This window comes from Sphingomonas echinoides (assembly GCF_029623395.1).
Lineage (GTDB): Bacteria > Pseudomonadota > Alphaproteobacteria > Sphingomonadales > Sphingomonadaceae > Sphingomonas > Sphingomonas echinoides_A.
On record NZ_JAPYKK010000015.1, the window covers coordinates 1 to 25,733 of the forward strand.

Annotated in this window: 18 protein-coding genes and 1 pseudogene; 3 read left to right on the forward strand and 16 right to left on the reverse strand. The window is 63.2% G+C overall.

Features of this window, described 5'->3' with window-relative positions; translation table 11 throughout:
* The 16 genes and pseudogenes from QBJ92_RS10710 to QBJ92_RS10785 all read right to left on the reverse strand — a co-directional run.
* Positions 1–550 (reverse strand): annotated as a pseudogene (locus QBJ92_RS10710) (S9 family peptidase); the annotation flags it as partial.
* A complete protein-coding gene (gene galA / locus QBJ92_RS10715; RefSeq protein WP_277969686.1) occupies positions 547–3,015 on the reverse strand; it encodes a beta-galactosidase GalA in 2,469 nt (822 codons plus the stop codon). The gene galA and the pseudogene QBJ92_RS10710, both read right to left, overlap by 4 nt.
* Positions 3,016–3,135: 120 nt before the next feature.
* Positions 3,136–6,033, reverse strand: a complete 2,898-nt coding sequence (locus QBJ92_RS10720; RefSeq protein ID WP_277969687.1) for a TonB-dependent receptor domain-containing protein — start codon at positions 6,031–6,033, stop codon at positions 3,136–3,138.
* A gap of 290 nt (positions 6,034–6,323) precedes the next feature.
* A complete protein-coding gene (locus tag QBJ92_RS10725) occupies positions 6,324–7,679 on the reverse strand; it encodes a sensor histidine kinase (protein WP_277969688.1) in 1,356 nt (451 codons plus the stop codon).
* Positions 7,680–7,681: 2 nt separating this feature from the next.
* Positions 7,682–8,359, reverse strand: a complete 678-nt coding sequence (locus QBJ92_RS10730) for a response regulator transcription factor (RefSeq protein ID WP_277969689.1) — start codon at positions 8,357–8,359, stop codon at positions 7,682–7,684.
* A gap of 64 nt (positions 8,360–8,423) precedes the next feature.
* Positions 8,424–9,641: a trypsin-like peptidase domain-containing protein gene (locus QBJ92_RS10735; RefSeq protein ID WP_277969690.1), complete on the reverse strand. Its 1,218-nt coding sequence runs from the start codon at positions 9,639–9,641 to the stop codon at positions 8,424–8,426.
* Between the two features lie 141 nt (positions 9,642–9,782).
* Positions 9,783–10,802: a YihY/virulence factor BrkB family protein gene (locus QBJ92_RS10740; RefSeq protein WP_277969691.1), complete on the reverse strand. Its 1,020-nt coding sequence runs from the start codon at positions 10,800–10,802 to the stop codon at positions 9,783–9,785.
* 131 nt (positions 10,803–10,933) lie between these two features.
* A complete protein-coding gene (locus QBJ92_RS10745) occupies positions 10,934–12,187 on the reverse strand; it encodes a DUF2254 domain-containing protein (protein WP_277969692.1) in 1,254 nt (417 codons plus the stop codon).
* 451 nt (positions 12,188–12,638) lie between these two features.
* On the reverse strand, positions 12,639–14,072 hold the full coding sequence (locus QBJ92_RS10750) for a sugar porter family MFS transporter (RefSeq protein ID WP_277969693.1): 1,434 nt from the start codon (positions 14,070–14,072) through the stop codon (positions 12,639–12,641).
* Between the two features lie 579 nt (positions 14,073–14,651).
* Positions 14,652–15,218, reverse strand: a complete 567-nt coding sequence (locus QBJ92_RS10755; RefSeq protein WP_277969694.1) for an aromatic-ring-hydroxylating dioxygenase subunit beta — start codon at positions 15,216–15,218, stop codon at positions 14,652–14,654.
* 19 nt (positions 15,219–15,237) lie between these two features.
* A complete protein-coding gene (locus QBJ92_RS10760) occupies positions 15,238–16,620 on the reverse strand; it encodes an aromatic ring-hydroxylating oxygenase subunit alpha (RefSeq protein WP_277969695.1) in 1,383 nt (460 codons plus the stop codon).
* A gap of 73 nt (positions 16,621–16,693) precedes the next feature.
* Positions 16,694–17,674, reverse strand: a complete 981-nt coding sequence (locus tag QBJ92_RS10765; protein ID WP_277969696.1) for an aldo/keto reductase — start codon at positions 17,672–17,674, stop codon at positions 16,694–16,696.
* Positions 17,674–18,015, reverse strand: a complete 342-nt coding sequence (locus QBJ92_RS10770) for a rhodanese-like domain-containing protein (RefSeq protein ID WP_277969697.1) — start codon at positions 18,013–18,015, stop codon at positions 17,674–17,676. The genes QBJ92_RS10765 and QBJ92_RS10770 overlap by 1 nt, the downstream gene beginning before the upstream one ends.
* A gap of 542 nt (positions 18,016–18,557) precedes the next feature.
* The gene (locus QBJ92_RS10775; protein WP_277969698.1) at positions 18,558–19,613 is read right to left on the reverse strand and encodes an AraC family transcriptional regulator; all 1,056 of its coding nucleotides are present in this window, start codon (positions 19,611–19,613) and stop codon (positions 18,558–18,560) included.
* Between the two features lie 198 nt (positions 19,614–19,811).
* Complete coding sequence (locus tag QBJ92_RS10780; RefSeq protein WP_277969699.1) at positions 19,812–21,653, reverse strand: FAD-dependent monooxygenase; 1,842 nt, start codon at positions 21,651–21,653, stop codon at positions 19,812–19,814.
* A 387-nt stretch (positions 21,654–22,040) separates the two neighbouring features.
* Positions 22,041–22,793, reverse strand: coding sequence for an IclR family transcriptional regulator (locus tag QBJ92_RS10785; RefSeq protein WP_277969700.1), 753 nt, complete (start codon positions 22,791–22,793; stop codon positions 22,041–22,043).
* 97 nt (positions 22,794–22,890) lie between these two features.
* Here QBJ92_RS10785 and QBJ92_RS10790 point away from each other — a divergent pair, with 97 nt between their 5' ends.
* Genes QBJ92_RS10790 through dmpG form a run of 3 tightly spaced genes read left to right on the forward strand, consistent with a single transcriptional unit; the run spans position 22,891 to position 25,663 of the window.
* Positions 22,891–23,676: a 2-keto-4-pentenoate hydratase gene (locus tag QBJ92_RS10790; protein ID WP_277969701.1), complete on the forward strand. Its 786-nt coding sequence runs from the start codon at positions 22,891–22,893 to the stop codon at positions 23,674–23,676.
* Positions 23,673–24,617, forward strand: coding sequence for an acetaldehyde dehydrogenase (acetylating) (locus tag QBJ92_RS10795; RefSeq protein ID WP_277969702.1), 945 nt, complete (start codon positions 23,673–23,675; stop codon positions 24,615–24,617). The genes QBJ92_RS10790 and QBJ92_RS10795 overlap by 4 nt, the downstream gene beginning before the upstream one ends.
* Positions 24,617–25,663 carry a 4-hydroxy-2-oxovalerate aldolase gene (dmpG, locus tag QBJ92_RS10800; RefSeq protein ID WP_277969703.1) on the forward strand — a complete coding sequence of 349 codons (1,047 nt, stop codon included), beginning with the start codon at positions 24,617–24,619 and terminating at the stop codon, positions 25,661–25,663. The genes QBJ92_RS10795 and dmpG overlap by 1 nt, the downstream gene beginning before the upstream one ends.
* Positions 25,664–25,733 lie beyond the last annotated feature (70 nt).

Consider the following 25,733-nt stretch of genomic DNA (forward strand, 5'->3'; position numbering starts at 1 on the left):
GCACGAGATTGTCGCCTTCGACGAACGCGCTGAACCGTCCGTCGGGCGATACCTGCGGGCTGTTCTCCGCCGGAACCGACAGATCGCGCACCACGCCGAACCCGCGCGGCCGCAAGCCGGAGGGGGCGTCGGCGGCGCAGCGGTACGCGACCACGTCGCACTGCCACCGCCCATCGTCGAGCGCGAACGCGATCGTTGCGGCCTCCGCGCCATAGTCGAACTCCGCAAACGGCAAGTGCAGCGGATCGAGCGTTTCCTCCCGCGCAGCCCCGAGCGCAGCGGCGAGGCGCACCGCATCAAACGACGGCCGCTTCGCCAAGGTCCGCGCATCAACCGTTTCGAACTCAAACCCGCCCGCGACCGTCTTGCGGTACGAGAACGCCCGGCTGTCCGCCGTCCAGTGCGCCGGCCCCGCGACCTCGCGCGTCAGATCCTGCCACGCGCGCCGAAGCCCGATCGAGCGCCGGAACGCAGCTTCATCTGGGGCAGCCACCGCCGTACCCGGCACGACGACCAGCAGCAGCGCGAGAACCGCACGCGACGCGATCACGCCCGCGCCCCGATCAGCGGCAGCATCGCTGGCGCAAGCCCGTCACCACGCGCTTCCAGCCGGATCGGCCCGCCGCGCGGCCCCGCCTGGATCAGCGCCATGCACAGGCCATTGAACGCGGACCGCTGCGGCGCATGGTCGGGTTCGAGACTGCGCGGGTCGCCATTGCCGACGCCGAGCAGCCGCGCATCGCCCGACAGCGCGAAACGGAGCATGTTGGACGCCGTCGCCACCTCGCGCCGCTGCGCATCGAGCACGGCTGCGCGCACCACCGCGACCTCGCCCGGTGCGAGGCGGCGGCGGTCGCTGCTCAGGCCGATCCGTGCCGCCGCGCCGGTGGTCGCGCGCTCGGCGGTGAGGATCTGGCGACCGTCGCGGAAACCCCGCGCGGTGATCTTGCCGGGCGCATAGGGCACCTCCCATTCGAGGTGGCGGTTGCGCACCACGGGTTTGCGCCCGAGGCTGCGCTCGTTGAGCAACAGCTCGACCTCAGCGCAATTGCTGTGGACCCACACCGACACCGGCTTGCCCTCGCGCCCCGGCCAGTTCCAGTGTGGGAACAGGTGGAGCACCGGCGCGCTGCCCCACCACGCGCGGTAATAGTGGTAATTGTCCTTGGGGAAGCCGCACAGGTCCATCTGGCCGAAGTTGGAGACGTTCTCGGGCCAGCGTTCGAACGGAGTCGGCTCGCCGCGATAGTCGAACTCGGTCCAGACGAACCCGCCGCTCAGGAAGGCGCGCTCGTCGTAGAAACTCCACCATTTCTCCGCGGTGGTCGCCCAGCGCGGGTATTCCTTGTCGTACGCGGGGACGAACCCCTCGGCGTCGTTGCGGGCATATTCGCCGCGCGTCATCACCGTGCTGCCGGTCTCGGTGCCGATCATCGGGACGGTCGGGTGCGACGCGTGATAGCCGTCGATCGCGTCGAGATAGTAATTGCAGCCCATCACGTCGAGCACGCGCGAGGCGCCTTCGCCGAACTTGCCGTTGAACGCTTCGGTCACCAGCCGCGTGCCGTCGAGCTGGTAGATCCGGCGCTTCATCGTCTCGGCGATCCGCGCGCCGGTTTCGGTGCCGCGGTGGATTTCCTCGTTGCCGATGCTCCACAGGAAGATGCTCGGATGGTTGCGTCCGCGCCGCACCATCCGGTCGAGCTGGCTCATCGCTTCCGCATTGCTCGACATCTGACGGGTTTCCTCGAGCACGAGGATGCCCATCCGGTCGCACGCCGCGAGGATCGCGGGGGCGGCGGGGTGATGCGTCGAGCGATAGGCGTTCGCGCCCATCGCCTTCAATTGCTCGAGCCGCCAGACGTGGAGGCTGTCGGGCACCGCGAAGCCGACCCCGGCGTGATCCTGGTGGTTGCACGTCCCCTTGATCTTGACCGGCCGGCCGTTGAGGAAAAAGCCCTTGTCCGCGTCGAAGCGGAGCGTGCGGATGCCGAAGTGCGTCCGATCGTTGTCGACTACCACGCCGCCGACGAGGATCTCGGTCGTGAGCGTGTAGAGGTGCGGCGTTTCGAGCGACCACAGGGTAGGGCGCGCGATCAGTGTCTGCTGGGTCGTCGTCAGCGTCGCCCATTCGGGGAGCGTGATGGGGTCCGACAGGAGCGTCGCGACCACGCGCCCGGTGGCGTCCGACACGATCGATCGGACTTGCGCGGGCACGGCGGGTCCGTCGTTGACGATCTCGGTGAGGATCTGCGTGGTCGCGCCTTGCGCGCCTACGGTGCTGCGCACGGTCGCGCCATATTGGCGAACGTGGACGGGCGCGGTCCTGACCAGCCGCACCGCGCGGTAGAGCCCTGCGCCTTCATACGACCACGCCTCGCCGAGGCTGACGTCGCAGCGCACGACAAGCACATTGTCCTCGCCCGGCTTTGCGAAATCGGTGATGTCGAGCTCGAACGGCGCGTAGCCGCTTTCGTTCGCGCCGACGAAGAAGCCGTTGAGGATGACCCGGCAATCGCGCGAGACGCCGTCGAACTGAAGCAGCAACCGCCGACCCGCATCGCCCTTGGGGAGCGGGAGAACGATGCGATACCAGCCGACGCTGCTCGCGGGCCACATCCGGCCGAGCGGCTTGAACCCCTGGAACGATCCCGTCTTGTCCGCGTCGCTTCCGGCGGGACCGAAGCGTTCGAACGGGAGGTCGACCGCCCAGTCGTGCGGGAGGGAGACCGTTTCCCAGCCCGATGCGTCGAACTTGGCCTCTGCCACCGGCGTTCCTGCATCACCCGACTTGGCGAACGTGTCGTGCGAGCGGCCGAAGCCGAAATCCCTCGCGGGGTCGGAGGCATGGCCGAGGTGGAAGCGCCACCCGGCATCGAGCGAAACGATCTCGCGCGGACCGGTCGGCGGGGCGGCTCGTAGGGCGTCGGCGGTCGCGGCTCCGGCGCTATGGGGGAGCATCGTCGCGAGCGCGGTCGCCCCGCTCGTCTTCAACAGATCGCGGCGACCGAGCATGGAGTGATCCTTTATTCCGGCGCTAACCCGGATGATGGCGCACCGCCGCCGGACGGAAGGGTGCGCTTGAACGGAACACGGCTTCCCCGGCCTTCGCCGGAGAAGCCGTCTTCGACAACCTTAGAACGTCACCGTCGCACCAACGAACAGATAGCGCCCGAGCGTATCGTACACGCCCGGATAGGTGTTGCCATTGCCGAACGCCGCGAGTGCGCCCGCCGCGATTGCGGGGGGATCCTTGTCGAGCAGGTTGTTGACGCCTGCGCGCAGCTGGAACGCCTTGTCGACCACGACCGTCACCGCAAGATCGAGATAGTCATACGCCGGGATCCGCGCGTTGATGACGCTCGGGGTGCCGACAAGGAAAGGGTCGGTCGACAGCGAGGACAGCTTGGTCCCCGCGTAATGCCGCCACGATGCCGACACCGTCGATCCCTGGCGGGTGATCAGCGTCGTGCGCATCACGTGCCGCCAGACCGGGTTGGGCTGATTGCAGGTGTAGCCGTACAGGCCCTTGCAATTGTACGATCCGAGGCCCGGCAGCGGTTCGAGCGACTGGTCGAGCAGGCGCGTGCCGACGAAGTTGAGGTTGACCTTGCCAAGCCCCCCAGCCTGGACGGTGTAATCCGCCGTGACGTCGATCCCCGAGGTCTTGAGCGAACCGGTGTTATAGGTCGTCGCGACGATATAGCCGTTGGTGCCGAACAGCGCACCCGAACGCGGATCGCGCCGGAACAGCCCGCAATAATAGGGGTCGCCGGTCGCGACGCACTGGCTGATCACCAGCGACGGGCTGACCGAGCTGATGTAATCCTTCACCTTGATGTTGAAATAATCGACCGACAGCGTGAAGTTGTTGATCATCCGCGGGGTCAGCACGATCCCGGCGGTATAGGTGTCCGCAGTCTCGGGCTTGACCGCGCTGTTGCCGCCATATTGCGACGAGCAGGTGTCGGACGGGCAGGCGATGATGCTGCCATATTGCGCGGCGGAGACCCCGGTCAGCTGACACGCCGAGAGCGGTGCGCTGGGCGATGCGCCCGAGCACGGGTCCTGCGCAGCGACGTTGCCGACGCTCTGCGCCCCGAACAGTTCCGCCACGTTGGGCGCGCGGATCGCGCGGTTGTAGCTCAGGCGCAACCGTGCATCGCGGACCGGCGCCCAGCTCGCTTCGCCCTTGTAGGTCCAGACGTTGTACTTGGACTTGATCCCGGTCGACGCCTGATCGTTGACATAGGCCGAATAGCGCAGGCCGCCATTGAGCGTCAGGGCATGCGCGAACGGCACGTTCTGGAGGATCGGAATCTCGATCTCGCCATAGCCTTCGTTGACCGAGATCTTGCCGTCCGAATTCATCGTGCCGCCCTGCTGCGCGATCGCGTCGGCAGTGAAGTTGAGCGTTTCGACGCGGTGCTCGAACCCGAGCGCGATGTTGACGCCACGCGTCGCCCACGGGCTCGTGATGCCAAAGGTGCCAAGGTCGCCCGACACGTTCGCGGAAATGACCGACAGCATGTTGCGCGAGCCGGTGTTGCTCTCGGAGAAGAGCGATTGCGCCTGCGTCGCGGTGATGCTGTTGGGGCTGAACACGTTGACCGGCACGCACGTCGGGTCGCTGCCGTTGACGACCGAACGGCACGTCGGGACGCCGTTGACGCTGACCACGTCGAGCCCGCGCTGCGCCTTCACGTTGTCGATGTTGTTCATATACGTTTCGTCGTAGCGGACCAACGAGCGCAGATAGTTGACGTCGTAGTTGAAGCCGTGGCCGAGATCGCCGCGCACGCCCGCGGTGTAGCGGAAATCCTCGTGCCGCAAATTATCGCGCCGCGATTGCTCGTCGCCCAGGCGATAGCCGATCAGCGTGTCCTGCGTCGCCGCCGTGCCCGCCGCCGCACCGCACAGCGATTGCTGCTGCGCCGCGCTCATCAGCGGATTGTTGCAGGGAACGGTGAATGGGGTGCCGAGGAACAGCGCCGAGGGCGCCGCCTGCGAGAACGTCCGGTCGTTCATGTACATGAAGCTGCCATAGACTTCGGCGATCGGCGCGAACTTGAACTTGGCGAAGGCACCCGCGGTGTAGCGCTCGTCCGACCGCTGGATGTAGTTGGTCGGCGTGTAGTTATACGCGTAGCTGTTGTCGTACGGCACCCAGGTGCGCGAGCCGTTGCGGTTGTTGGTCAGCGTCTTGCCCTGGTTCGGGCCGCCGAGCGGCGCGAACGTCCCGAAGGTCGTGTTGCTCGAGCCCCCGCAAGTGAGGCCGGTTCCCGCCGCATCCGCTTGGTTGAGCGCGCAGGCCGAGACGTCGCGGCTCGACTGGACGATCGGGTCGGCGTGACGATATCCGCCATAGACCGTGATGTTGCCGCGCCCGTCGGCGAAGTTCTTGCCGAACGCCGCGTTGAGATCCTGCTTGCCGCCGTCCGCGACGTTGCGGTTGGCGTTGGTGTACCCCTGTTTGGACAGGAGCCCGCGGACGTAGCTATTGCCGTTGGTATGCTGCGCAAGGCTGCTCTGCACGTCGAGCCGAAGCCCGTCGAAATGATCCTTGAGCACGAAGTTGACGACACCCGAAACCGCGTCCGACCCGTAGACCGCCGAGGCACCGCCGGTCATCACATCGACCCGGTCGACCAGCGTCGAGGGGATCGCGTTGAGATCGACCGCCTGTTGCGGCATCAGCCGCTGGCCGTTGACCAGCACCAGCACGCGGTTCGACCCGAGGTTGCGCAGGTTGATGTTGGACGTGCCGTCCGACCCGTTCGAGACGCTGTCGTTCGTGTCCGCGGTGAATTGCGGCAAGCGGTTGAGCACGCTCTCGACGTTGACCGCCCCCTGGTACTTCAGCTCCTGGCTGCCGACCGAGGTGATCGGGCTGTTGCTCTCGAGATCGGGGCGCTTGATGCGGGTGCCGGTGACGACGATCGCTTCCGACGTCTCCTGGCTCGGGGTGGTCGTCGGGTCGCCGCCGCCGATGACCGGAGCTGGCGCAACCTGCGCGTATGCCGACGTCGACATCAGCATCACACCAAAGGCGCTCACACCCAAACGCCGCGCAAAAGTTCCCATGTTGTCCATCGTGCTGCCCACATCCCTGCCGTGATCGTGGGCGCAATCCATCACTTATCAGATCGTATGTCAAATATCTTATACGATTCTTAGCCAGGATTCCGCTTTGGCGTTCTTTTCGTTCCGGGAATGGCGCCGTGACGATCGCCTGGAAACACGACACACGAAGCTGCCCGTCCCCGGGAGTGCCCAGAACGGATCTGCACAGAAGACCGGAACGCGGCGTACCCCGGCAGCGCTCATCCGAGACTGGGCAGGGACACGATCACCGTAAGCCCGGGCGCATTGTCCCCGAGCGTGAGCGTCCCGCCATGCACGCGCGCGGCGGCCACCGCGATGCTCAAGCCCAGCCCGCTGCCCTCGGCATGACGGCTCGGATCAAGCCGCACGAAACGCGCGAGGGCGTGGTCGCGCTGGTCAGCGGCGATGCCGGGGCCGGTGTCGGCAACGGTCAACGCCAGGCCGGTCCGGTCGCGCTCGAGCTCGAGCGTGACCGTCACCCGGCCACCGGACGGCGTATATTTGATCGCGTTGTCGAGCAGGTTGGTGACGAGTTGCCCAAGGAGCGAGCGGACGCCGCGCGTAACCGTCGGCACCGTCTCGATCGTGAGCGCCACGCCGCGATCGTCCGCGACCGGCTCGAACAGCTCGCCGGCTTCGCGCACGATCGCCGCGAAATCGACCGGCGCGAATTCGCTCGCCATCGTCGTCTCGGCGCGCGCAAGCCGGAGCGTATCGTCGATCGTCCGGAGCAGGGCATCGAGATCGGACCGGCTGTCGAGCGCGACGCTGCGCGGGTCGTCGCTCAGCGCCGCAAGTTCGATCCGCGCCCGAATGCGCGTCAGCGGGGTCTTGAGATCATGCGCGAGCGCATCCGTCGCGGTCCGCAAGGAATCGACCAGGCGTTCGATTTCGGTGAAACTGGTGTTCAACGTCACCGCCAACCGGTCATATTCGTCGCCGCGGCCTGTAACGGGAAGACGTTCGTCGAGATGGCCGGCCTGGAAGCGATCGCCCGCGGCGCTGGCGGCCGTGAGGAACGCAAGGCCGCGCCGACTGTACCAGAAGCCGAACAGCAGCCCGATCGCTCCGGTAGCGACGAGCGACCACGCCAGCGCCGCGACATAGCGATCGTGCAACACGCGGCGATCGTCCGACAGGCTGCCGACCAGCAGACGATAGTCGCCGCCGAGCAGCACCGTCCGCGCGGCCACCTGCCGGTCGATGACGTTACCTCGTGCGGTCGTGATCTGGGTATCGAAGGTGCGATAGCCGGTCCGGTCGATCGCGTCGGGCCACCGCGCAAGATTGCCCGCAATCGGGTCGCCGTTCGCGTCGGCCATAAGATAGATGAAGTCCGTGACGCGTGGCCGTCCGACCGCGCGCGACACTGCCTGCACGACCGCGAGCGGACCTTCCGCGCGGTAGCGTTCGATCAGCCCGGCGGTCTCGTCATCGACGGCCGCCTGGGCGCGCGTATCGAGCAGTCGGATCGTCTGGACATATTGCACGGTCAGCGCGGTGCCCGTTGCGATCAGCGCGATCACCGTGATCCACAGCGCGCCGCGCAGCGCCGCGATCGATGGCCAGCGCATCGTCAGACCGCATCCAGCCGGTATCCCGCACCACGGATCGTCCGGATCATCGGGGGATCCTCGGCGGCGTCGATCTTGGCGCGAAGGCGGCTGACGTGGACGTCGACGACATTGGTGCCCGGGTCGAAATTATAGTCCCAGATCGCTTCCATCAGCATCGTCCGCGTGACCACCTGGCCCGCGTGCCGGGTGAGATAATCGAGCAACTGAAACTCCTTGTTGAGCAGCTCGATGCGCCTTCCGTTTCGGGTGGCCGTCCGCGCCAGGAGATCGAGCGTCAGCGAACCGGTCTGTCGGACCCCTGTGGCAACGTCCTCCTCGCCATGGCGCCGCGCGATCGCTTCGACCCGCGCGACGAGTTCGCCGAAGGAGAAGGGCTTGGGCAGATAGTCGTCGCCGCCCGCGCGCAAGCCCGCAATTCGGTCGTCGACCTGTCCCAACGCCGACAGGACCAGCACCGGGGTCCTGTCGCCCTGCGCGCGCAGCGATTTCAGGACCGACAAGCCATCCAGCGTCGGCAGGTTTCGATCGAGGATGATCGCGTCGTAACGACCGACGATCGCCGCGGTCAGGCCGTCGACCCCGGTCGCGGCGTGATCGGTGGTATGTCCATGCTCGCCCAGTCCGCGACGGATGAAGTCCGCGGTCTGGGCGTCGTCTTCGATCAGCAGCAGCTTCAAGATCCAGATGCTCCGTTCGAGGCCTCGGGGAGCGGACGCGCGGATCGCGCCCCGGTTCCCCCGCCTAGGATTGCGCCGTGCCTTCGTTTGCAATGCGCAGGTCGAGCGATACCGTCCGACCGTCGCGCAGCACTTGCGTCGGGACGCTCGAGCCGATCCGTGCCGACGCGACGGCGCGCGCGAGATCGCGGCCATTGTCGATCGGGGTCGATCCGAAGCGACGGACGATGTCCCCGCGCTGGATGCCGGAGCGTGCGGCGGGACCGCTGTCGTCGACCTCCGCGATCAACGCGCCTTTCTGCACGGTCGTGCCGATTGCGCTGGCGATTTCCGGGGTCATGTCCTGCAACGACACGCCGATCCGCCCGCGCGACACGTGTCCGGTCTGGGCGATCTGCAGCGCGACCTGCCGGGCCATCTTGGCCGGAATGGCGAAGCCGATCCCGACGTTTCCGCCGCTCGGCGAGAAGATCGCGGTGTTGACGCCAACGACACGCCCCGCGCTATCGAACAGCGGACCACCCGAATTGCCGCTGTTGATCGCCGCGTCGACCTGGAGGAAGTCGTCATACGGCCCGGCACCGATCTCGCGTCCGCGCGCGGACAGGATCCCCGACGTCACGGTATTGCCAAGCCCGAACGGACTGCCGACCGCGAACACGCTGTCGCCGACGCGGATATGATCGCTGTCGCCCCAGGTGATCGGCGTGAACCTGCCCTTGCCCTCGATCCGCACGACCGCGACGTCGATCTTCGGGTCCCGGCCCAGCACGCGGCCCGCGAATTCGCGGCCATCGGACATCTGGACGGTGACTCGGTCGGCCCCATCGACGACGTGGTTGTTGGTGATGACGAGGCCGGACGCATCGACGATGAAGCCCGATCCCAAGGCGCCGCGCTGCGGGCCCTGCGGTTGGCTCGGCCGAGCCTGCTGACCGCCGCCGCCGCGGGGATCGAAGCCGAACAACTGCCCCAGCCGCTCCGCCAGCTCGTCGTCGTCCGACCCGTATGGCATCGGCGACGATGATTGTTGCACCATGGCCGCGGGCTTGACCTGGATCTGGACGACGCTCGGGCCGACCGCTTGAACCATGTCGGACAGGGAGGCGTGGACGCCCGACGCCGCGACCGCCGCCGGTCCGGGCGCAACGAAGCGTTCGCTCAGCCCATCCTGGCGCTGGTCCGCGGTGATCGCGCCGCCGGCCACCCCGGCAAGCGCGGTCGTCCCCAGCGCAACGGCAGCGACGAGCGGGCGTACGGTCAGACGACGATGCAAAGCCATGATCTTGGTCCTTGGAGAGAAACGATGCTCCTCCTTTGAACCGCTACGATGGGGTCAGCGTGGTGCCGACGTTACATCGATGTAATGTTGGGAGTATAACGTTGGGCGGCAAGGGTGCCACTGCCGGCCGTCCCGGCAGACTCAGGCGGCGTCCTTCCGCGACGATAGGGTGCCGGCCTCGTTCTGGTCGGCCGCGACCGCACCCCGCAGTCCTTCCGGCCGAGGCGCCCCCGTCGTGGTGTCGAGCGCCGTCTGCAGCTCCAGTTCGACATTCAGGCGCGCGCCCAACAGCATCGCAACGGCCGACAGAAACATCCACACCTGGAGGATGACGACCGCCGCCAGCGACCCATAAGTGGCATCGTATCGCGCAAAATCAGCGACATAGATCCCGAAGCCATAGGTTGCCGCAAGCCACAGGAGCGTGGCGCCCAAGGCGCCCGGCAAACACCACGACCACCGCGCATCCGCGCGCGCCGGAGCGTAGCGATACAGCAGCAGGAAGCCCGTTCCGGTCGCGATGGCCATCACGGTCCAGAAGCTGATCCGAACCGCATTCCACAGGAGCGGCGTTCCATCGGGAAGCAGCTGTTCGACATACCCAAGCACCGCGATCCCGCACAGCGCCATCAGCAGGAACAGTCCACCCGACATCGCGATCACCGCGGCGACGCTCCATCGCTTGAAGAAGCTCGCCCGGCGCGGCTGATGATAGACCAGGTTCATCGCGGCCATCACCGACCGCGCGAACAGCGCCGCCGTGTACAGCGTCAACAACACCGTCGATGCCGCGCCGATCACATTGCCGTGGCGTGAGCCCAAACCATGCGCGAGCGACCTGGACAGAAGCGGTTGCCCCCCGTTCGGCACGATGTCGATCAGCGCGGCCATGTCATGCGCGACCTGCGCCGGCGTGGCGATCATGCCGTAGATCAGCGCGATGGAGAGGATCGTCGGGACGACCGTCAGAAACGCATGATACGCGATCCCCGAGGCGAGCAGCGTGAGATGTTCCTCGAAGGTCTTGCGCCGGGTCCGGGCGAGGACGTCCAGCCACCCGGCAAGCGGGATTTCCCACGGATGCCGCGCCGCCGTCCCCCGAACGGGGGCATCACGCAGCGCGACCCAGCGCTGGTACACGCTGCGGACCAGGCGCATCATCACGCGCAACGGACAGACTTGCTCGAAACGGTGACGATTGCGCTCATGGCGTCAAGACATCTGGCCTTTCCGTCTGTTCCCGCCCGAACTCGACAAAGAGTGCGCGGCGCCATTCGCGGCGTTCGTCCAAGTCAAGTCGATGCAGGCCATAGCCGCGCATAAGCGCTTTCGAATACCGCAAGATCGTCCGCATCGTCCATGGTTTCGCGGGCGCGCTTTGCATGCCGCACCGCCCAGCTTTCAATTTGCGTGCGGTTCGTGGGCAAGTTGGCATGCATCGCAGCCAAGGTCGCCGTCAGTCGAAGCGACACTTCGATTTCCCTGCCGCCTTCGCGCAGGATCGGGCCGAAGGCGTCGGTCAGCATATCCTCGATCGACGGGCGCCCGAGATACACCCGGTGCCCGTGCTTGTCCTTCTCCCCGTTCTCCGAAGGTTGCGTCCCGAGGGTCAGGAATACGCGGAGGAGGGCATTGAGCACTTCGATCCCGGTCCCCGGATCGTTCGTTGCGGGGGCGAGCGCGCGACTGGCGATCTCGGACAGCGCGATCAGCCCAAGCCGCGGGTCCTGATCGAAACTGCGATGCCGTTCGATCGTGAACGCCTTGACCAGCCCGCCGCGGGTCGCTTCGTCGACAACCCCTTCCACCTGCACCAGATCCCGCGCCGGATGAACCAGCATTCCCGGAAGGACGCCGACGTGGACGGACAGGTCTTCCCGTTCGGCGATCGCCTTGAGCGCGGCGATATCGATATGGGTCACATATCCCGTTTTCGATCCGGCGATCGCCACGGCATTCGGCGGAACCGCGGTCGCGGCGCTTCCGCCCAAATGGGGTGCCGCGGCAAACTCCGCCATCGCCTGCGTCGCGGCTTCCTCGACCCGATCGATCACGTCGGCCATGCGCCCGAATGCGGTAATGTGGCCGATCCAGCGTAACAGCGTGCCGACCACCAGCAGGATGATGAGAACGGTCGCGGCGAACAGGATGATACGACCGTCATGACCATAGGCGCTCGTGTTGAGCCCGACGATCCCGACCATCGAGAAGACGAACGCGCCGAGGAACGTCGACAGGGCGTTTTGCGAGGTCGGGTCGCTGACCATCAGCTGCGTCGCGCGCGGTGTGGCGAGTTGTGTTGCCGACGAATAGGCGCTGACCATCGCGGTCAGCGAGAAGGTCGTCACCGCCAGCATGCTCGACGCCATGATCTGGAGAATGGTGCCGACCGAACGCTGACCGATGTCGACGTCGAAGGCGTAGGGAAGGTAGGGCGTGATGACGCCCGCGAGGATCGCCAGCGCGACACTGAGCAAGCTGATGATACCGGCCCGGAACCAGATTTGGCGGATGATCCGATGGATAATCCAGGTCCATCGTTTCATGTCATGGTTCCTTCTTGCTGGCCCCGTGCTTCGACACGGTCGCACGTGTTTGGCAAGCCGTAACGAGACGATCGCCTTCCTGGGGAACACCTATATTCGCTGTGCCGCCGATTTGACGGGGGCGTTTCACATCGTCGGCGGGGCATGGCGGGCAGCCTGGAGAGAGCCGAAGCGTATGACGAACTGCACGGGCAGTCCGTTGCGATGTTCGTGTCCGTCCTCGGGCCGTTCAGCAACCGGGAGCGGCGCTTTCGGCGACTATTGTGCGCGAAACCGTCGCTGAAACCGACGCGATCGCGACATTTTCGGACATGATTCGCGGCATATTGCGCTAAACCGACCAGCTTTTGGCGTCGCAATCGGGCCGCACGATCTATGTCGGGTCCGTGATCCGCGCCCAACGTAGATCGTGCTGCCTTCTGGAAATTTCAAGACGGCGATAGTGCCGCGTTCACGCCCCGGTTCCCCGTAAGTCCATGTTCTCCAAAGCAACACCGTTCGTTTCCGGCATCACTTTCCAGACCCACACGAACTGCAGCAGCATCATCGCGCCGAAGAATGCGAAGACCCAGCCACCCACCGCGTCGGCCACCACTGGAAACAGCCAGGTGATGATCGCCGCCATCACCCAGTGGGTCGTCGAGCCCAGCCCTTGCCCCTTGCCGCGGACCGAACTCGGAAAGACTTCGGAAATAAACACCCAGATCACAGCGCCTTGACTGACGGCGAAAGCTGCGATGAAGACCAGCAGACCCGCGAGGATCAAGGTGCCGTCCGGCGCGGTCCGTTCGAGTTGCCACCCGACCAGAAGCAAGGCGGCGGCACAAACGATCGATCCCACGAACAACAGCGGCTTGCGGCCGAACCGGTCGATCAGCAACAGCGCCAACGCCGTGAAAAGCAGGTTGATTCCGCCGACTGCGACCGATTGCAGCAACGCGCTATCCGCACCGGCCCCCGCGAGCTCGAAGATCCGCGGCGCGTAATACAGCAGGGCATTGATGCCAGAGAGTTGATTGAACATGGCAATTGCGATGGCGCAAGCCACCGGCAACCGATGCGCCGCCTGGAACAGGCGAGGCGCGCCCTTGCTCGCCTCCCGCATGTCCGCGGCTTCGATCCGCACCAGCTCTGCGGCGGGATCGCTAAACCCGAGACGCGTCATGGCTGCAACGGCCCGATCGCGGTGCCCGCGGACTGCAAGCCATCGTGGGCTTTCCGGCAACAGCAGCGTAACTATCAGAAATACAACGGAAGGTACCGCGACGATGCCGAACATCCAGCGCCATGCGGTCTCGGGCGGCAGGATTTGCGCGATGACATAATTGGACAAGAAGGCGAGGAGGATGCCGAGCACGATGTTGAGCTGGTTCATCGCCACCAGTCGGCCGCGAAACCGCGCGGGTGACACTTCCGCGATGTAGATCGGGGTGACCACCGACGCCGCGCCGATGGCGATCCCGCCGAGGAAGCGAAATGCGATCAGGACAGACCAGTCCTGCGCCAATCCGGTCCCAAGCGAGGAAACTACGTAAGCAATTGCGACGGCTAGCATGATCGCCTTGCGGCCATATCGATCGGCCGGCACGCCCGCGACGAGGGAACCCACCACGGTTCCGATTAGCGCGGACGCCACGGTGAACCCCAGCGATCCCGCCGTCAGCGCGAACTCGCTCTGCAGGGCGTTCGTCGCGCCGGATATGACGGCGGTATCGAAACCGAAGAGAAGACCGCCAAGCGCAGCACCCGCTGCGCTCATGACGATCGCAGCCGTCACTCGCGCGTCATCCAAGGTACCTACGTCAGCAGGGCTCGCATCAGTGTGCATGGTCGTTTCCGCTTCGAAAGAGGGGGATTCTGGAGTAGCCTGATCCGAACGTGACATGTCAACGTGCCAGAAATTCCAAGCGCTTACCATGCTAGGGGCAGGCCACGGGAAACGCGACGCCTCAAGACGCACGCGGGACGTTAATGCAGTCGATTGCCGGAAAGCGCGCACTACCAGTCAGGTTATTCGGAGGTTGTTCGGTCAAGGTCGAGCGTGGAGCACTTCGGCTGAAGCTGCCCATCGAGATCATCAGCATCCGCGAATTCACCGTCGTTGTCGCTCATGAGCGTGGTCGACGCAACGGACTATATTCGCCACGATCCTCTCGTTTAAGGGGCGATGGCGGAGGTCTGATAAAGGTTAGCAGCTCACGGGGGGGCAATTGTCGACGAGTTCGATCGAGGAAAAGTGCCGCCGCAGGAGCGTACCACGGTGCGGAACATCGAACGGCATAAAACAGCCGCACGAGCAAAAGCGCGCGGACGGTTGACCATGGGGTTTCGGTAGGCAGCGGCTTTTGGCTCAAGCGGTGCCTGAACGCAAAACCCTCCTAATACACGTACGCTAACGCACTGAGACGTTAGGCGTTGTTGATACAAACCCGACGACCGACGGGCCGGTCATCGGGTTTATCCGTCAGAAGAAATTGCTCAGGTTCGGAGATTGCAGAACGGTGCTCTCGATAAAGATCGCCCGCTGCCGGATCTTGAGGGCGCCATCGACGCGACGCAGTCGGTCCTGGCGGTGGCCGACCCACGTATCCTCTTCTTTCTCCAGCCGGACGCGGTGCGTGTAGAAGTTCGAGTGTACTTCTATTTCGTCTTCGGTGGCCGCGGTAATCCGAATGTTCGTGACGAGCCGGCGCACGCGGGAGGGGGGATCCTCAGCCCAGGCGTAACCGGTCTTGAGCCGCCGGACCCGCATCGCCAGCATGGCGTGGTCGTCGTCGATAAACGCCATCTGACCAGGTCGAGTAAATTGTCGTGCCGTATCTTTGGTGGTCATCGTACGGCGGATCGGCATCCAATAGCGTACGTCTTCGGCAAATAATGCGAGCCAGTCCTGAAACTTGCCCTGATCTAGCAGCGCCGCTTCCTCGATCAGGAACTGCTCGACCTCGAAATGCCGAAGCATATGCTCGAGCGTAGGCTCGGTAACCACGGCAGGAAGCGGTGGCAAAAGTTGATCGTTATTCTCAAACATGATTGTCATCCTTCGCGCATCACGCGGATTTGAACACGTCCTGCGGCGTTGCGTGGTTTTGCTTCAGCTCCTCCCAACTCTCCGCACTCATCCAGTCCGCCCAAGCACGGTAAGTCCAAAGCTGGGCGTGCTCGTTGACGAGGGTGTCGATGTAGGGAGCCCCGACTTCGGGGACCGTGAGATTGGTCGTCTCGGCATCCATCTGATAGTTCAGCGGATATTCGCGTGCGATGAGTCCGCGCGTGCCCGATGTGCTCATCTCCCAGTTCTCGCCGTCATCCTGCTCCAGCATCCCGGCAGGACCAAAGACCCTGGTCGCGAGGGAAATCGCTCCGGCCTTGACCTCGTCGGGCCAGTCCTTGTTGACGAAGGTGAACCACCACAACTCCGTTTCGTTTGGCCCCTTTGGCAGGCGGAGTGCGACCTGATTGGTGATGGTCGATACGAACAGGTTCGGGAAAATGTGCGGATGTCCCAACGACCGTGTCCCAATCTCGCCCAATTCTTCACCGGCGCGCGGGTCGAGCCGCCAGAGAAGTGAATTCATCACGGGCGAAGGCACGATCGATTCATCGCGAGCCGCGATCCGTTGCAGCCCATCCCACACTGCGTCGGTCAGACGCGGTCCACTGATGGCATGTCCGTAATCGCCGAAAAGAACACGCTGCTGCTTCGACCCGAAGGGATGTAACAGTTCGTTTGCGGTATCATCCGGGAGTGACCGCGGGAACGCACCCGACATGAACGCGGAAGCGTGGCTGATCTGCGCATGATACCAGTCGAACGTGTTATCGACGACGATCTTCCAGTTGCATTCCAGACGGTTCTTCTGAACGCCTTCAACGACGACCATGTCACCCTGGCTCGCGATGAAGTTCAGGCCAGTCCGCCCGACGTCGCCGAGATATTCTTCGAGATCGGGCGCTTCGGGATCCATCGTCGCGAACACGAAACCGCGGTAACTCTGGACCTTACCTGCGGGAATGAGGCCCCATTCGTCGCGGTTGATTTTCTCCTGATACAGTTCGCGGAAACCGGGAACTCCGGTCAGCTTGCCGTCAAGGCCGTAAGTCCAGCCGTGGTAAGTACACAGGAACGCGCGTGCGTTGCCCATCTCTGCACGGCAGACGGCATTACCGCGATGGCGGCAGCTGTTGAGAAATACCTGAAGCTTGCCCGTCCGATCGCGCGTTGCGATCACACTCTCCTCACCGATGTAGTTGAGGAAGAAGTCGCCGGGCTTGGGGATCTGGGATTCATGACACATGAAATTCCAGCCGCGCGCGAAGATCTTTTTCTGCTCTGTCTTGTAGAGCTCATCGCCAGAAAAAATAACGCGATCGACAGTATGATCGTCGATGTTCAGATAATCAACGAAGCGGTTTTTTGCTTTCGGTTCCATCGGCTGTCCTTAAGAGGGGGCTGCGTTCCGCATGCCAATTCAGTCGTTCTAAGTGCAGGCACTTCGACGTTCGTCAATAATAGGGGAAGTCCGGCTTTCCGACCGCGTCGACGGCCGCCAGGAGGTCGGCCGGCATCGGGGTGGCCGCAGCAGAACAGGCAGCGACGAGTTCGTCCTCGCTTTCGGTACCCACGATCGCTGAAGCGATTGACGGTTGCGAAATCAGCCAGCCGAGCGCCAATTGCGGTTCGGTCAAACCCGATTGCTTGGCGATCTGCTGAACCTGCTTTGCCAGGGCCAGTTGCGCCTCGCTGAAACCGGGACCACCCCACCGTTTGTGACCAACGAATTCCCGACCAGCTACATTGCCGCTGAACAGCCCGCCAGCCATAGGGCTGAACGCCATCAACGACATGCCATTCCGTTCACATGCAGGGATCAGATCTCGCTCATGCTCTCGGTTGGCAAGATTGTAAGGCACCTGGATCGCGATCGGTGCGCAGGTCCCGAGACGATCGGCACGCCAAAGCGCTTCGACCATTTGCGAAGGCTGAAAGGTGGACAGGGCACAATAGCGGATTTTTCCCTGTTTTTGCAGGTCGTCGAATGCCCGCAAGGTTTCGTCGATCGGCGTCGTAGGATCGGCGTGATGCGCATAATAGATATCGATATGGTCAGTCTTGAGGCGCCGAAGGCTCTGCTCGATCTGGTTGAAGATGTGCAGTCGCGAGAGTCCCCAATCATTGGGGCCATCACCGACCTGCTCCATCACCTTGGAACAGATCAGAGCCTGATCGCGGCGACCGGTCAGCGCCTTACCCAAAATTTCCTCTGCCGAAGCCCGCTGCGCCGCCGGTGGTGCATTCGGGCGATCGAAGCGAGGCTGATTGCCGTAACTGTTTGCAGTGTCGAAGACGTTGATGCCGAGATCGAGCGCCCTCGCGACGACGCGGGACGCTGTCGCTTCCTGCGGGGCGACACCGAATGTCGCGGTGCCGAGAGCGATCGCGGACACGCGAACACCGGTGCGACCGAGTTGCTTATACTGCATCATCAGACTTGCATGTTACCGTTGGCAATCGTGTCGACCGGCAGGTCGGCGTCGAGCCAGGCGTCGATCCCACCAGCCAGAATGGCGACATCGCCATATCCCGCCGCAAGTGCCTGCGTGGCGATCGGCAGGCATTGTTCGCCATCGTCGCAAACCAGGACGATCGACGAGTCCTTGGGGATGGAATTGCAGTTTTCGAACATCAGTTCGCCGGGATAATTTATCGATCCAGGAACACGACCACCAAAGTAATCAAACGGCATCCGAATATCTACGATCGCTAGCTTGGACTGATCATCCAAGGCGACGAGGTCTGCCGGGCTTATCAATTTAAACGCTGACATTGTTCTGCCTTTGTCGCTTCGACCGTAACGGCGTATTCACTCCCACTCACTCTCGGGCGCCTGCCGAAGCTGACGAAAACCGGGAGAGAGCAAGACCGATATTCCGACGGTCCAGATCATCCTCTTTGCAACTCTGGCCCAACGACGAACCATATCGTCAGGCAAGGTCTACACCCGACCGTCACATTACCGCGACGGAACAGTCCTAAGTCTTGCGCGGCTCATACCGTTTGGCGTGAGGCCCGCGCACTGTATGCGATACCCATTTGTCACCAAACGGGTTCGATTCATGATCCTCAAAACCTAGTCCTTTGCTTCCGAAGCCACAATGGGGTCTCCTATGAGGAAGAATGCCCCTTCTCGTATGGTGGGAAAACGGAGAAATCGACCGCTTGGGCAAGCGTGCCGAGGTGATTCAGGGGCTTCGAGGTATGATCGGCACCAATTTTCGGGTGGCGTTGAATCATCCCGTACGTCAGGAGATGCCGCGGGGCAGGGCGTGGTCCTACTTTACCAAATAGGTCACTTTGTTTCGGAGATGCCTAGGCTGACCTTCGGTCCCTCGCGAAATCGCGCGTAGGGTAGTTCTTAACCCGGACTTTTCCGGGCGTTGTCCCACTCCATTTGCGAAAACCGCGATTGAAGGCGGCTTCGGAGCTGTAGCCGAGCTGTTCGGCGATCTGAACGATGCTGTGATTGGTCGATGTCAGCATGATTTGCGCAGCACTCATTCGCGTATGGGTCACGAAACGGCCGGGCGACATGCCCAAAGCGGTACGAAAACGCCAAGACATGGCCGAGCGTGAGAGACCGGTTGCGCGTGAAAGCGCATCGAGCGTCCAATCGTGACCCGGATCCCGTAGGATCATGCCAATGAGTTTGGCCACGAGGGGATCGGACAGACCCTCATAAAAAGGCGAGAAATTGTCGCGCAGCGCGGCTTCCTTGAGGGCCAGCGCAAAAAGCGCTTCGCCCAGCCGAATGAAGACAGGTTGAGTGAGGAAGTTGCTTTCGCGTTGCGTATCGGCCTCTTCGAAGATCGCCGAAAGGAGCGCCGAGTGCTGACGTCCAAACCCCTTCAATAGTACTGGTCGGTAAAGTCCGTCGAGCAAGGGGCCTGGAACCCGGTCGTCCACCCAGGCGAGGACCATGCGCATTACGAACGGCGTGCCGCCGCCGCCGAAGGCGATGTGCATGCCAAACGCGCGGGTCAGCGAGACCATGTCGTTCTCGTCGGTCATCTCGCCATCGACAAGAGAGGCGAGCACGTCACGAAGATCGAGAGGATTGGTGTCGGACTCGATGCAAAATCGGTGACGCAGGTTGCGGGGGACTATTAGAACGTCGCCATGCTCGAAGGTCATGGGTTCCGTCATCCCGTCGAAACGGACTTCACAGTGCCCCTCGACCGCTTCGTAGAAAGCGAGCGAGTCCGCTTCATACGCAACGCTGACGCAGACCGGCGCGGACATGTGCGAATGGCAAAGTACCGCGCCTGATAGACGGATCGAACGCAATAGATCGTCTAGCGGAGCAGGCGGGCGGAATTTCGCCGGATTGACCAGGGAAGGGCCGGCAGGGGATGGTGTTGGCGGCATACCTCTCCCTGCGCAATCAGTGCTTTCTCCAATAGCATAGAACGGGCCATTCGGAGCGTCATCGCTTTTTAGCCGCGCTGCGATGCCATCGCCTGACCACGTAACATCAAACGGACGCCACGGGGGCTTTGTGATCCCGTGGCGCCCGCAACGCCCCCTCAGTTGTCTTCGGCGGAGCACGTGAACAACGGTAAGACCTTATAGGACGTGAGCAAATGCCACCTGACGGTCGGACGGCTCCACGACCGTTGCGGTGTCAATGCGTTCTTTGTGATCATGACCCAGGACGGTGCGCATCACCTCCGTCAGCTGCGATGCGGCGCTCACATCCCGAGCGCGCCAAGCGACATGTCCGTCAGGCCGTACGAGAACCGCGCCATCGGCGTCGACTTGGCGTTGTCGCGACCAGTGATTGAGGGGATCGCGCACGAAGCCGTATCGCGTACCGACTGGTATCACTACAACGTCGACGCCGGTCTCACGACGGCTGTTCGCAGCGGCTTGGACCCAAGCATCTCCACCGGGTCCGGTCAGCAATGTGAAACGGCCGCGTCCGACGAGGTCAAGCGTCGAGATCTTGCGAAGGCCACGCTCGATCCAAGCATGCGGCAATCGGGCGCCCGGTCGGGTGGTCGCGACATACCCGACATCGGGCGGCCCCTCGATACCCGCTTCCTGTCCTGCTTCGGCGATCAACGCACCGCCCTCGTAGCGATAGCCGACTTCGATACCGAGAGCATTGAACGCGGTCTCCAGCTCATTCGTGCGAAACCGTTCGAAGCCGGCACGAAGCGCGATGCCGGAGGGGCCGTCGTCGCGCAGAGCTTCGATGCGGGATGCAATCTCCTCAGGCGAAGCTTCGCCCTTCATTCCCAACACGTCCCGGAACATGGTCCCGAACTGTGCGACCAGCGAACTGAAGGCGCGATCCACCACGCGCGCACCGATCGGTTGGCGTTCCGTGTCGTACGTATCGAGAAGGGCTGGTGCGGCATGGCCATCCAGCAGAAGCTTGAGCTTCCAGGCGACGTTGTACCCGTCCGCGATCGACGTATTCGAGCCCAGCCCGTTCATCGGCGGATGACGGTGGACGGCATCCCCCGCGCACCAGACACGCCCCTGTCCATAGCGAAGCGCCCACATCCGGTTCGGGCTCCAGCGCGAGATTGCCTTGATTTCGATTGCAACATTGGGGTCGCCGATGCCGCGGGCAATGCGGGCGCGTAGCGCTTCCGGGTCGAGCTCACTGTTGACCTGCGCAGGTGGAACATTGAACCCGGTGACCCACTCTGTCCACGGTTTCACCATCACAAACGTGGCGCCGTCGTGCGGGTCTAGTCCCCAGTACATCGTTCCGGGACGGTGCGCGCAATATCGGGTCAGATCCGCCTTGATCCAGATGTAGACGACTTCGCCGATATCGCTGTCCCTGCCGTCGGCGGTATGCCCGTCAAACGGCAGGTCGAGTTTGGTAGCGACAATGCTTCGTGCCCCGTCCGTGCCGATCATGTAGTCGGCACGGATCGTGTAGTGGGCGCCGCCGTGCATCTCGCGAACGGTGGCGGTTACGCCCGTTTCGTCCTGCACGAAATCCTGGAGGTCGTGGCCGTATCGCAATTCCCCGACGCCAGCATCTTCGATTGCGCGCGCCATGATCGGTTCGAGGTGATGCTGCGAAATGTTGACGGATTGGCATGGGCTTGCGCGACGATAACGATCAATATGGTCTTCGCCTGCTCCCCACGCATCTGATCGGAGGATCTCGGGTCCGGCCATCGTGGTGATGTAGGCATTGCTCCACATCATTGCGTTTGGTGTCGCTTCGGCCATCACGTCGTCCTCGATGCCGAGGTCGCGGAAGATCTCCATTGTTCGCTGATTGGTGATGTGCGCGCGCGGCGTATTTGCCACATCGCAGAAACGTTCTAGAACGATGTGGGGAACGCCATAACGGCTGAGCGCCAGCGAAGCGGCTAGCCCCGCGGGGCCCGCTCCAGCGATTAGGACAGGAGTGCGGATGCTGTAAGACTCTGAAGACATAGATCTTCCTCTCCAAGGATCGACCGGCGTGTTTGAACCCGCTCGGTGTTTGGCAAATTTCGAAGTTCAGACGTCCGAGAGGAAATGCTTCCCGTCCGGTCGGACGACCATTGGCAATCAGAATGGTCCGAGGAGGATCACCAAACCAAAATAGCTTGGAGACCCCTCAATACCGTCATCTCGTCCGGGGCCTCGGCTTCAAGGCGCAGCGACCTTGCCCTCTAAGAGTATGCAAATCCGGGGGACATGTCTTTGCCCTAGCGTCTCGAAAAATTGACATCTCGTGTTGGGCCGCTCCGAGGAATGCAGAACGAGACTTTTCAGCGACCGCTGATGTGCGTGGGACCTAGCACTGGTCTGCCAACCTCGACTGACCTAGGAACCGTTTCAGTCCGTCCCGCCGGTGCCGAGTCTCCGCTCAATCGTCGCGACGCAGCGGCGCAACGCTGCCGGCGGCTCTACCCATTTGGCGGCGGCGCCGGTTACGGACAGCGAAACCGCGGCGATCACGGCGCCATTCGCATCTCTCACCGGCAGGGCGATACAAAAAAGATCCTGTGCAATTTCTTGCTGATCCAGCGCAAATCCGAGTCGCGCGACCTCATCCAGTTCGGCTTGGATATCAGCGGGGTCGATCTTGGTACGATCGGTCAGTGCTATGAACGGTCCGGCTAAAAGGTAGGCGTCGCGCTTGGCTGGATCGATATGAGCGAGCAGAACTTTTCCAATCGCCGAACAATAGGCCTCCAACTGGCCACCCTCAGAGGTGAAGAGCGTTGCGCCTCGCCCGGCCTGTTTGACGAGGTAGGTAACCATTTCGCCATCCCAAATACCGAGATGAGTTGTGGCCCCGCTTTCCGACGCGAGGGCGCGCAGCGTAGGTCGGGAAACGGCTTCCAGCGTGTCTTGCGGATTGCTGCGAGCGACGAGGTTTGCGAGCCGCATGCCGCTGACATAATGACCCCTCTGGGCCGGGGCGATAAAGCCGCGGCGTACCAAGGCCGCAGCCATTCGGTGGGCGGTCGAAGACGGCAGCCCCAGCGTTTCCGCGGCTGCGCGAAGGGAACCATTCTGGTTACCGCCCAGCAGGGTCTCGAGGAGGTCCAGCATCTTGTCGCTTGCTGCGGTGCCACTGTTCATAACAGGCGTCCTACCACAGTGTGAGAGAAGATAGCACCATAAAATTGCTGATTATCACCGCCTGCCATACGTATTGACTGCGCCTGGAGGACAAAAATTGCACGATTACACCCATTCCGCCGCCGCTTTACGCGCGGCTTATCAAACTGGCGCCATAGCCCCGCTACGGGGTGTTCTGGATCCGGCGGATGCGAGCGGCGCCTACGTCGTGCAAGCGATCAACACGCGGTTCTGGTCGGATGCGGGTCGCCGCATCGTCGGTCGCAAGGTCGGCCTGACGGCAAGGGCGGTTCAAATTCAACTCGGCGTCGATCAGCCGGATTTCGGTGTGCTGTTCGACGATATGATCGTCGCGAACGGAGGTCGGCTGGATCCGTCCCGGACGCTTCAGCCCAAGGCCGAGGCTGAAATCGCAATCGTGCTCGCGACCGATCTCGACGACGTGAATGCAACCCCTGAAACGGTCGCCGCCGCCGTCAAACACGCGGTTGCCGCGATCGAGATCGTCGACAGTCGCATCGCCGACTGGAAGATTACCTTTGCGGATACGGTCGCCGACAACGGTTCGTCCGGTTTCTACGTCTTGGGAGACACACCAAAGCCGCTCGACGGACTGGATCTCTACACGTGCGGGATGGTGATGGAGATCAACGGGGCGATCGTCTCGCTGGGCGCTGGCGCGGCCTGCCTGGGTCATCCTCTCGAAGCGGCCGCTTGGCTCGTTCGCACATTATCGGCGGCAGGCGATCCGTTGCGCGCAGGGGATGTCGTGTTGACCGGGGCGCTCGGACCGATGGTTGCGCTGACACCCGGTGATCGGGTCGAGGCGAAGATCGGCGGACTGGGAAGTGCTTCGTTCCACTTCGAAAAGGATGTCGCATGACCGCGAAGATCAAGGTCGCGATCATCGGTCCCGGTAATATCGGTTCCGACTTGCTTATCAAGATCATGCGGCGGTCCGAAGTGCTCGAAGTCGCTGCGCTTGTCGGCGTCGATCCCGAGTCCGACGGTCTGAAACGGGCGGAACGGATGGGGATCGCCACCACCGCGGGCGGGATCGACGGTCTGGTCGCCATGCCCGTCTGGCCGGAAATCGGCATCGTGTTCGACGCGACGTCCGCGGGCGCACACGTACGGCATAGCGACATCGTGACGAAGGCGGGCAAGGTCATGGTCGACCTAACCCCAGCCGCGATCGGGCCCTATGTCATCCCGGTGGTCAACGGGGATGCGCATCTCGATGCGCCCAACGTCAATATGGTGACCTGCGGCGGGCAGGCGACGATTCCGATCGTCGCGGCGGTATCCTCGGTCGCAACGGTCCACTACGCCGAAATCGTCGCGTCGATCGCCTCGAAGTCGGCCGGCCCCGGCACCCGCGCAAACATCGATGAATTCACCGAGACCACGTCGCGTGGCATCGAGGAGGTCGGCGGCGCGGCGAAGGGCAAGGCGATCATCATCCTCAACCCGGCCGAACCGCCGATGCTGATGCGCGACACGGTGTTCACCCTGTCCAGCGGCGCCGACGAGGCGACCATCGATCAAGCGGTCGAAGCGATGGTCGCTAAGGTTGCGGCCTATGTTCCTGGCTACCGCCTGAAGCAGCGCGTCCAGCACGAACGGTTCGGCGCCAACAACCCGATCAGCATTCCCGGCCTTGGTACCTACGAAGGGATCAAGACCACCGTTTTCCTGGAGGTGGAAGGGGCTGCGCATTACCTGCCCGCTTACGCCGGAAACCTCGACATCATGACGTCGGCCGGACTCGCGACCGCCGAGAAGATCGCCGCCCGGCGATTGCAGCGGAAGGAGACGGTCTGATGGCGTTCGATCCGATACGGGACAAGCTTTACATCCAGGACGTCACGCTGCGCGACGGGATGCACGCGATCCGCCATCAATATGGCATCGATCACGTCCGCACCATTGCACGCGCACTCGATCAGGCTGGCGTGGATGCGATTGAGGTTGCGCATGGAGACGGCTTGAACGGATCCTCGTTCAATTACGGGTTCGGGCGCTGCACCGACTGGGAATGGATCGAAGCGGTGGCTGAAGTGCTCGAGCACGCCGTGTTGACGACGCTGCTGATCCCGGGGATCGGCACGATCGAGGAGCTCCAACACGCGCATGCTCTCGGGGTGCGCTCGGTGCGGGTCGCAACGCATTGTACCGAGGCCGACATTTCCCGGCAGCATATCATGGCCGCGCGCGACCTCGGCATGGATGTGTCTGGTTTCCTGATGATGGGCCATATGAGCGACCCGGATGCCTTGGCGCAACAGGCCAAGCTGATGGAAAGCTACGGCGCGCATTGTGTCTATGTCACTGACTCCGGTGGCGCGATGAACATGGACGACTATCGCCTCCGGGTGGAAGCCTATGACCGCGTACTCAAGCCCGAGACGCAGCGCGGTATCCACGCTCACCACAATTTGTCGTTGGGCGTCGCCAATTCCATCGTCGGCGCGCAAGGCGGGGCAGTGCGAATCGACGCAAGCCTGGCCGGGATGGGGGCGGGGGCTGGCAATGCGCCGCTGGAGGTGTTCATTGCGGCGGCCGACCGGATGGGTTGGCGTCATGGGTGCGATCTGTACCAACTGATGGATGCAGCCGAGGATCTGGTTCGCCCGCTGCAAGATCGACCGGTCCGCGTTGACCGGGAAACGCTCAGTCTCGGATATGCCGGCGTGTACTCGTCGTTTTTGCGACATGCCGAAAAGGCCGCGATCGACCACGGGGTCGATACGCGCGAAATTCTGGTCGAACTCGGTCGGCGGCGGATGGTCGGTGGGCAGGAAGACATGATCGTCGACGTCGCGCTCGACATCCTTCGATCCAAATCCGCGATACCGGCCGACGCATAGCATCAACCCGTATCGAGAACTCGCCTTCGGTCGGGCCCGAAGAAATTCACCATACGGCACACAATACGCT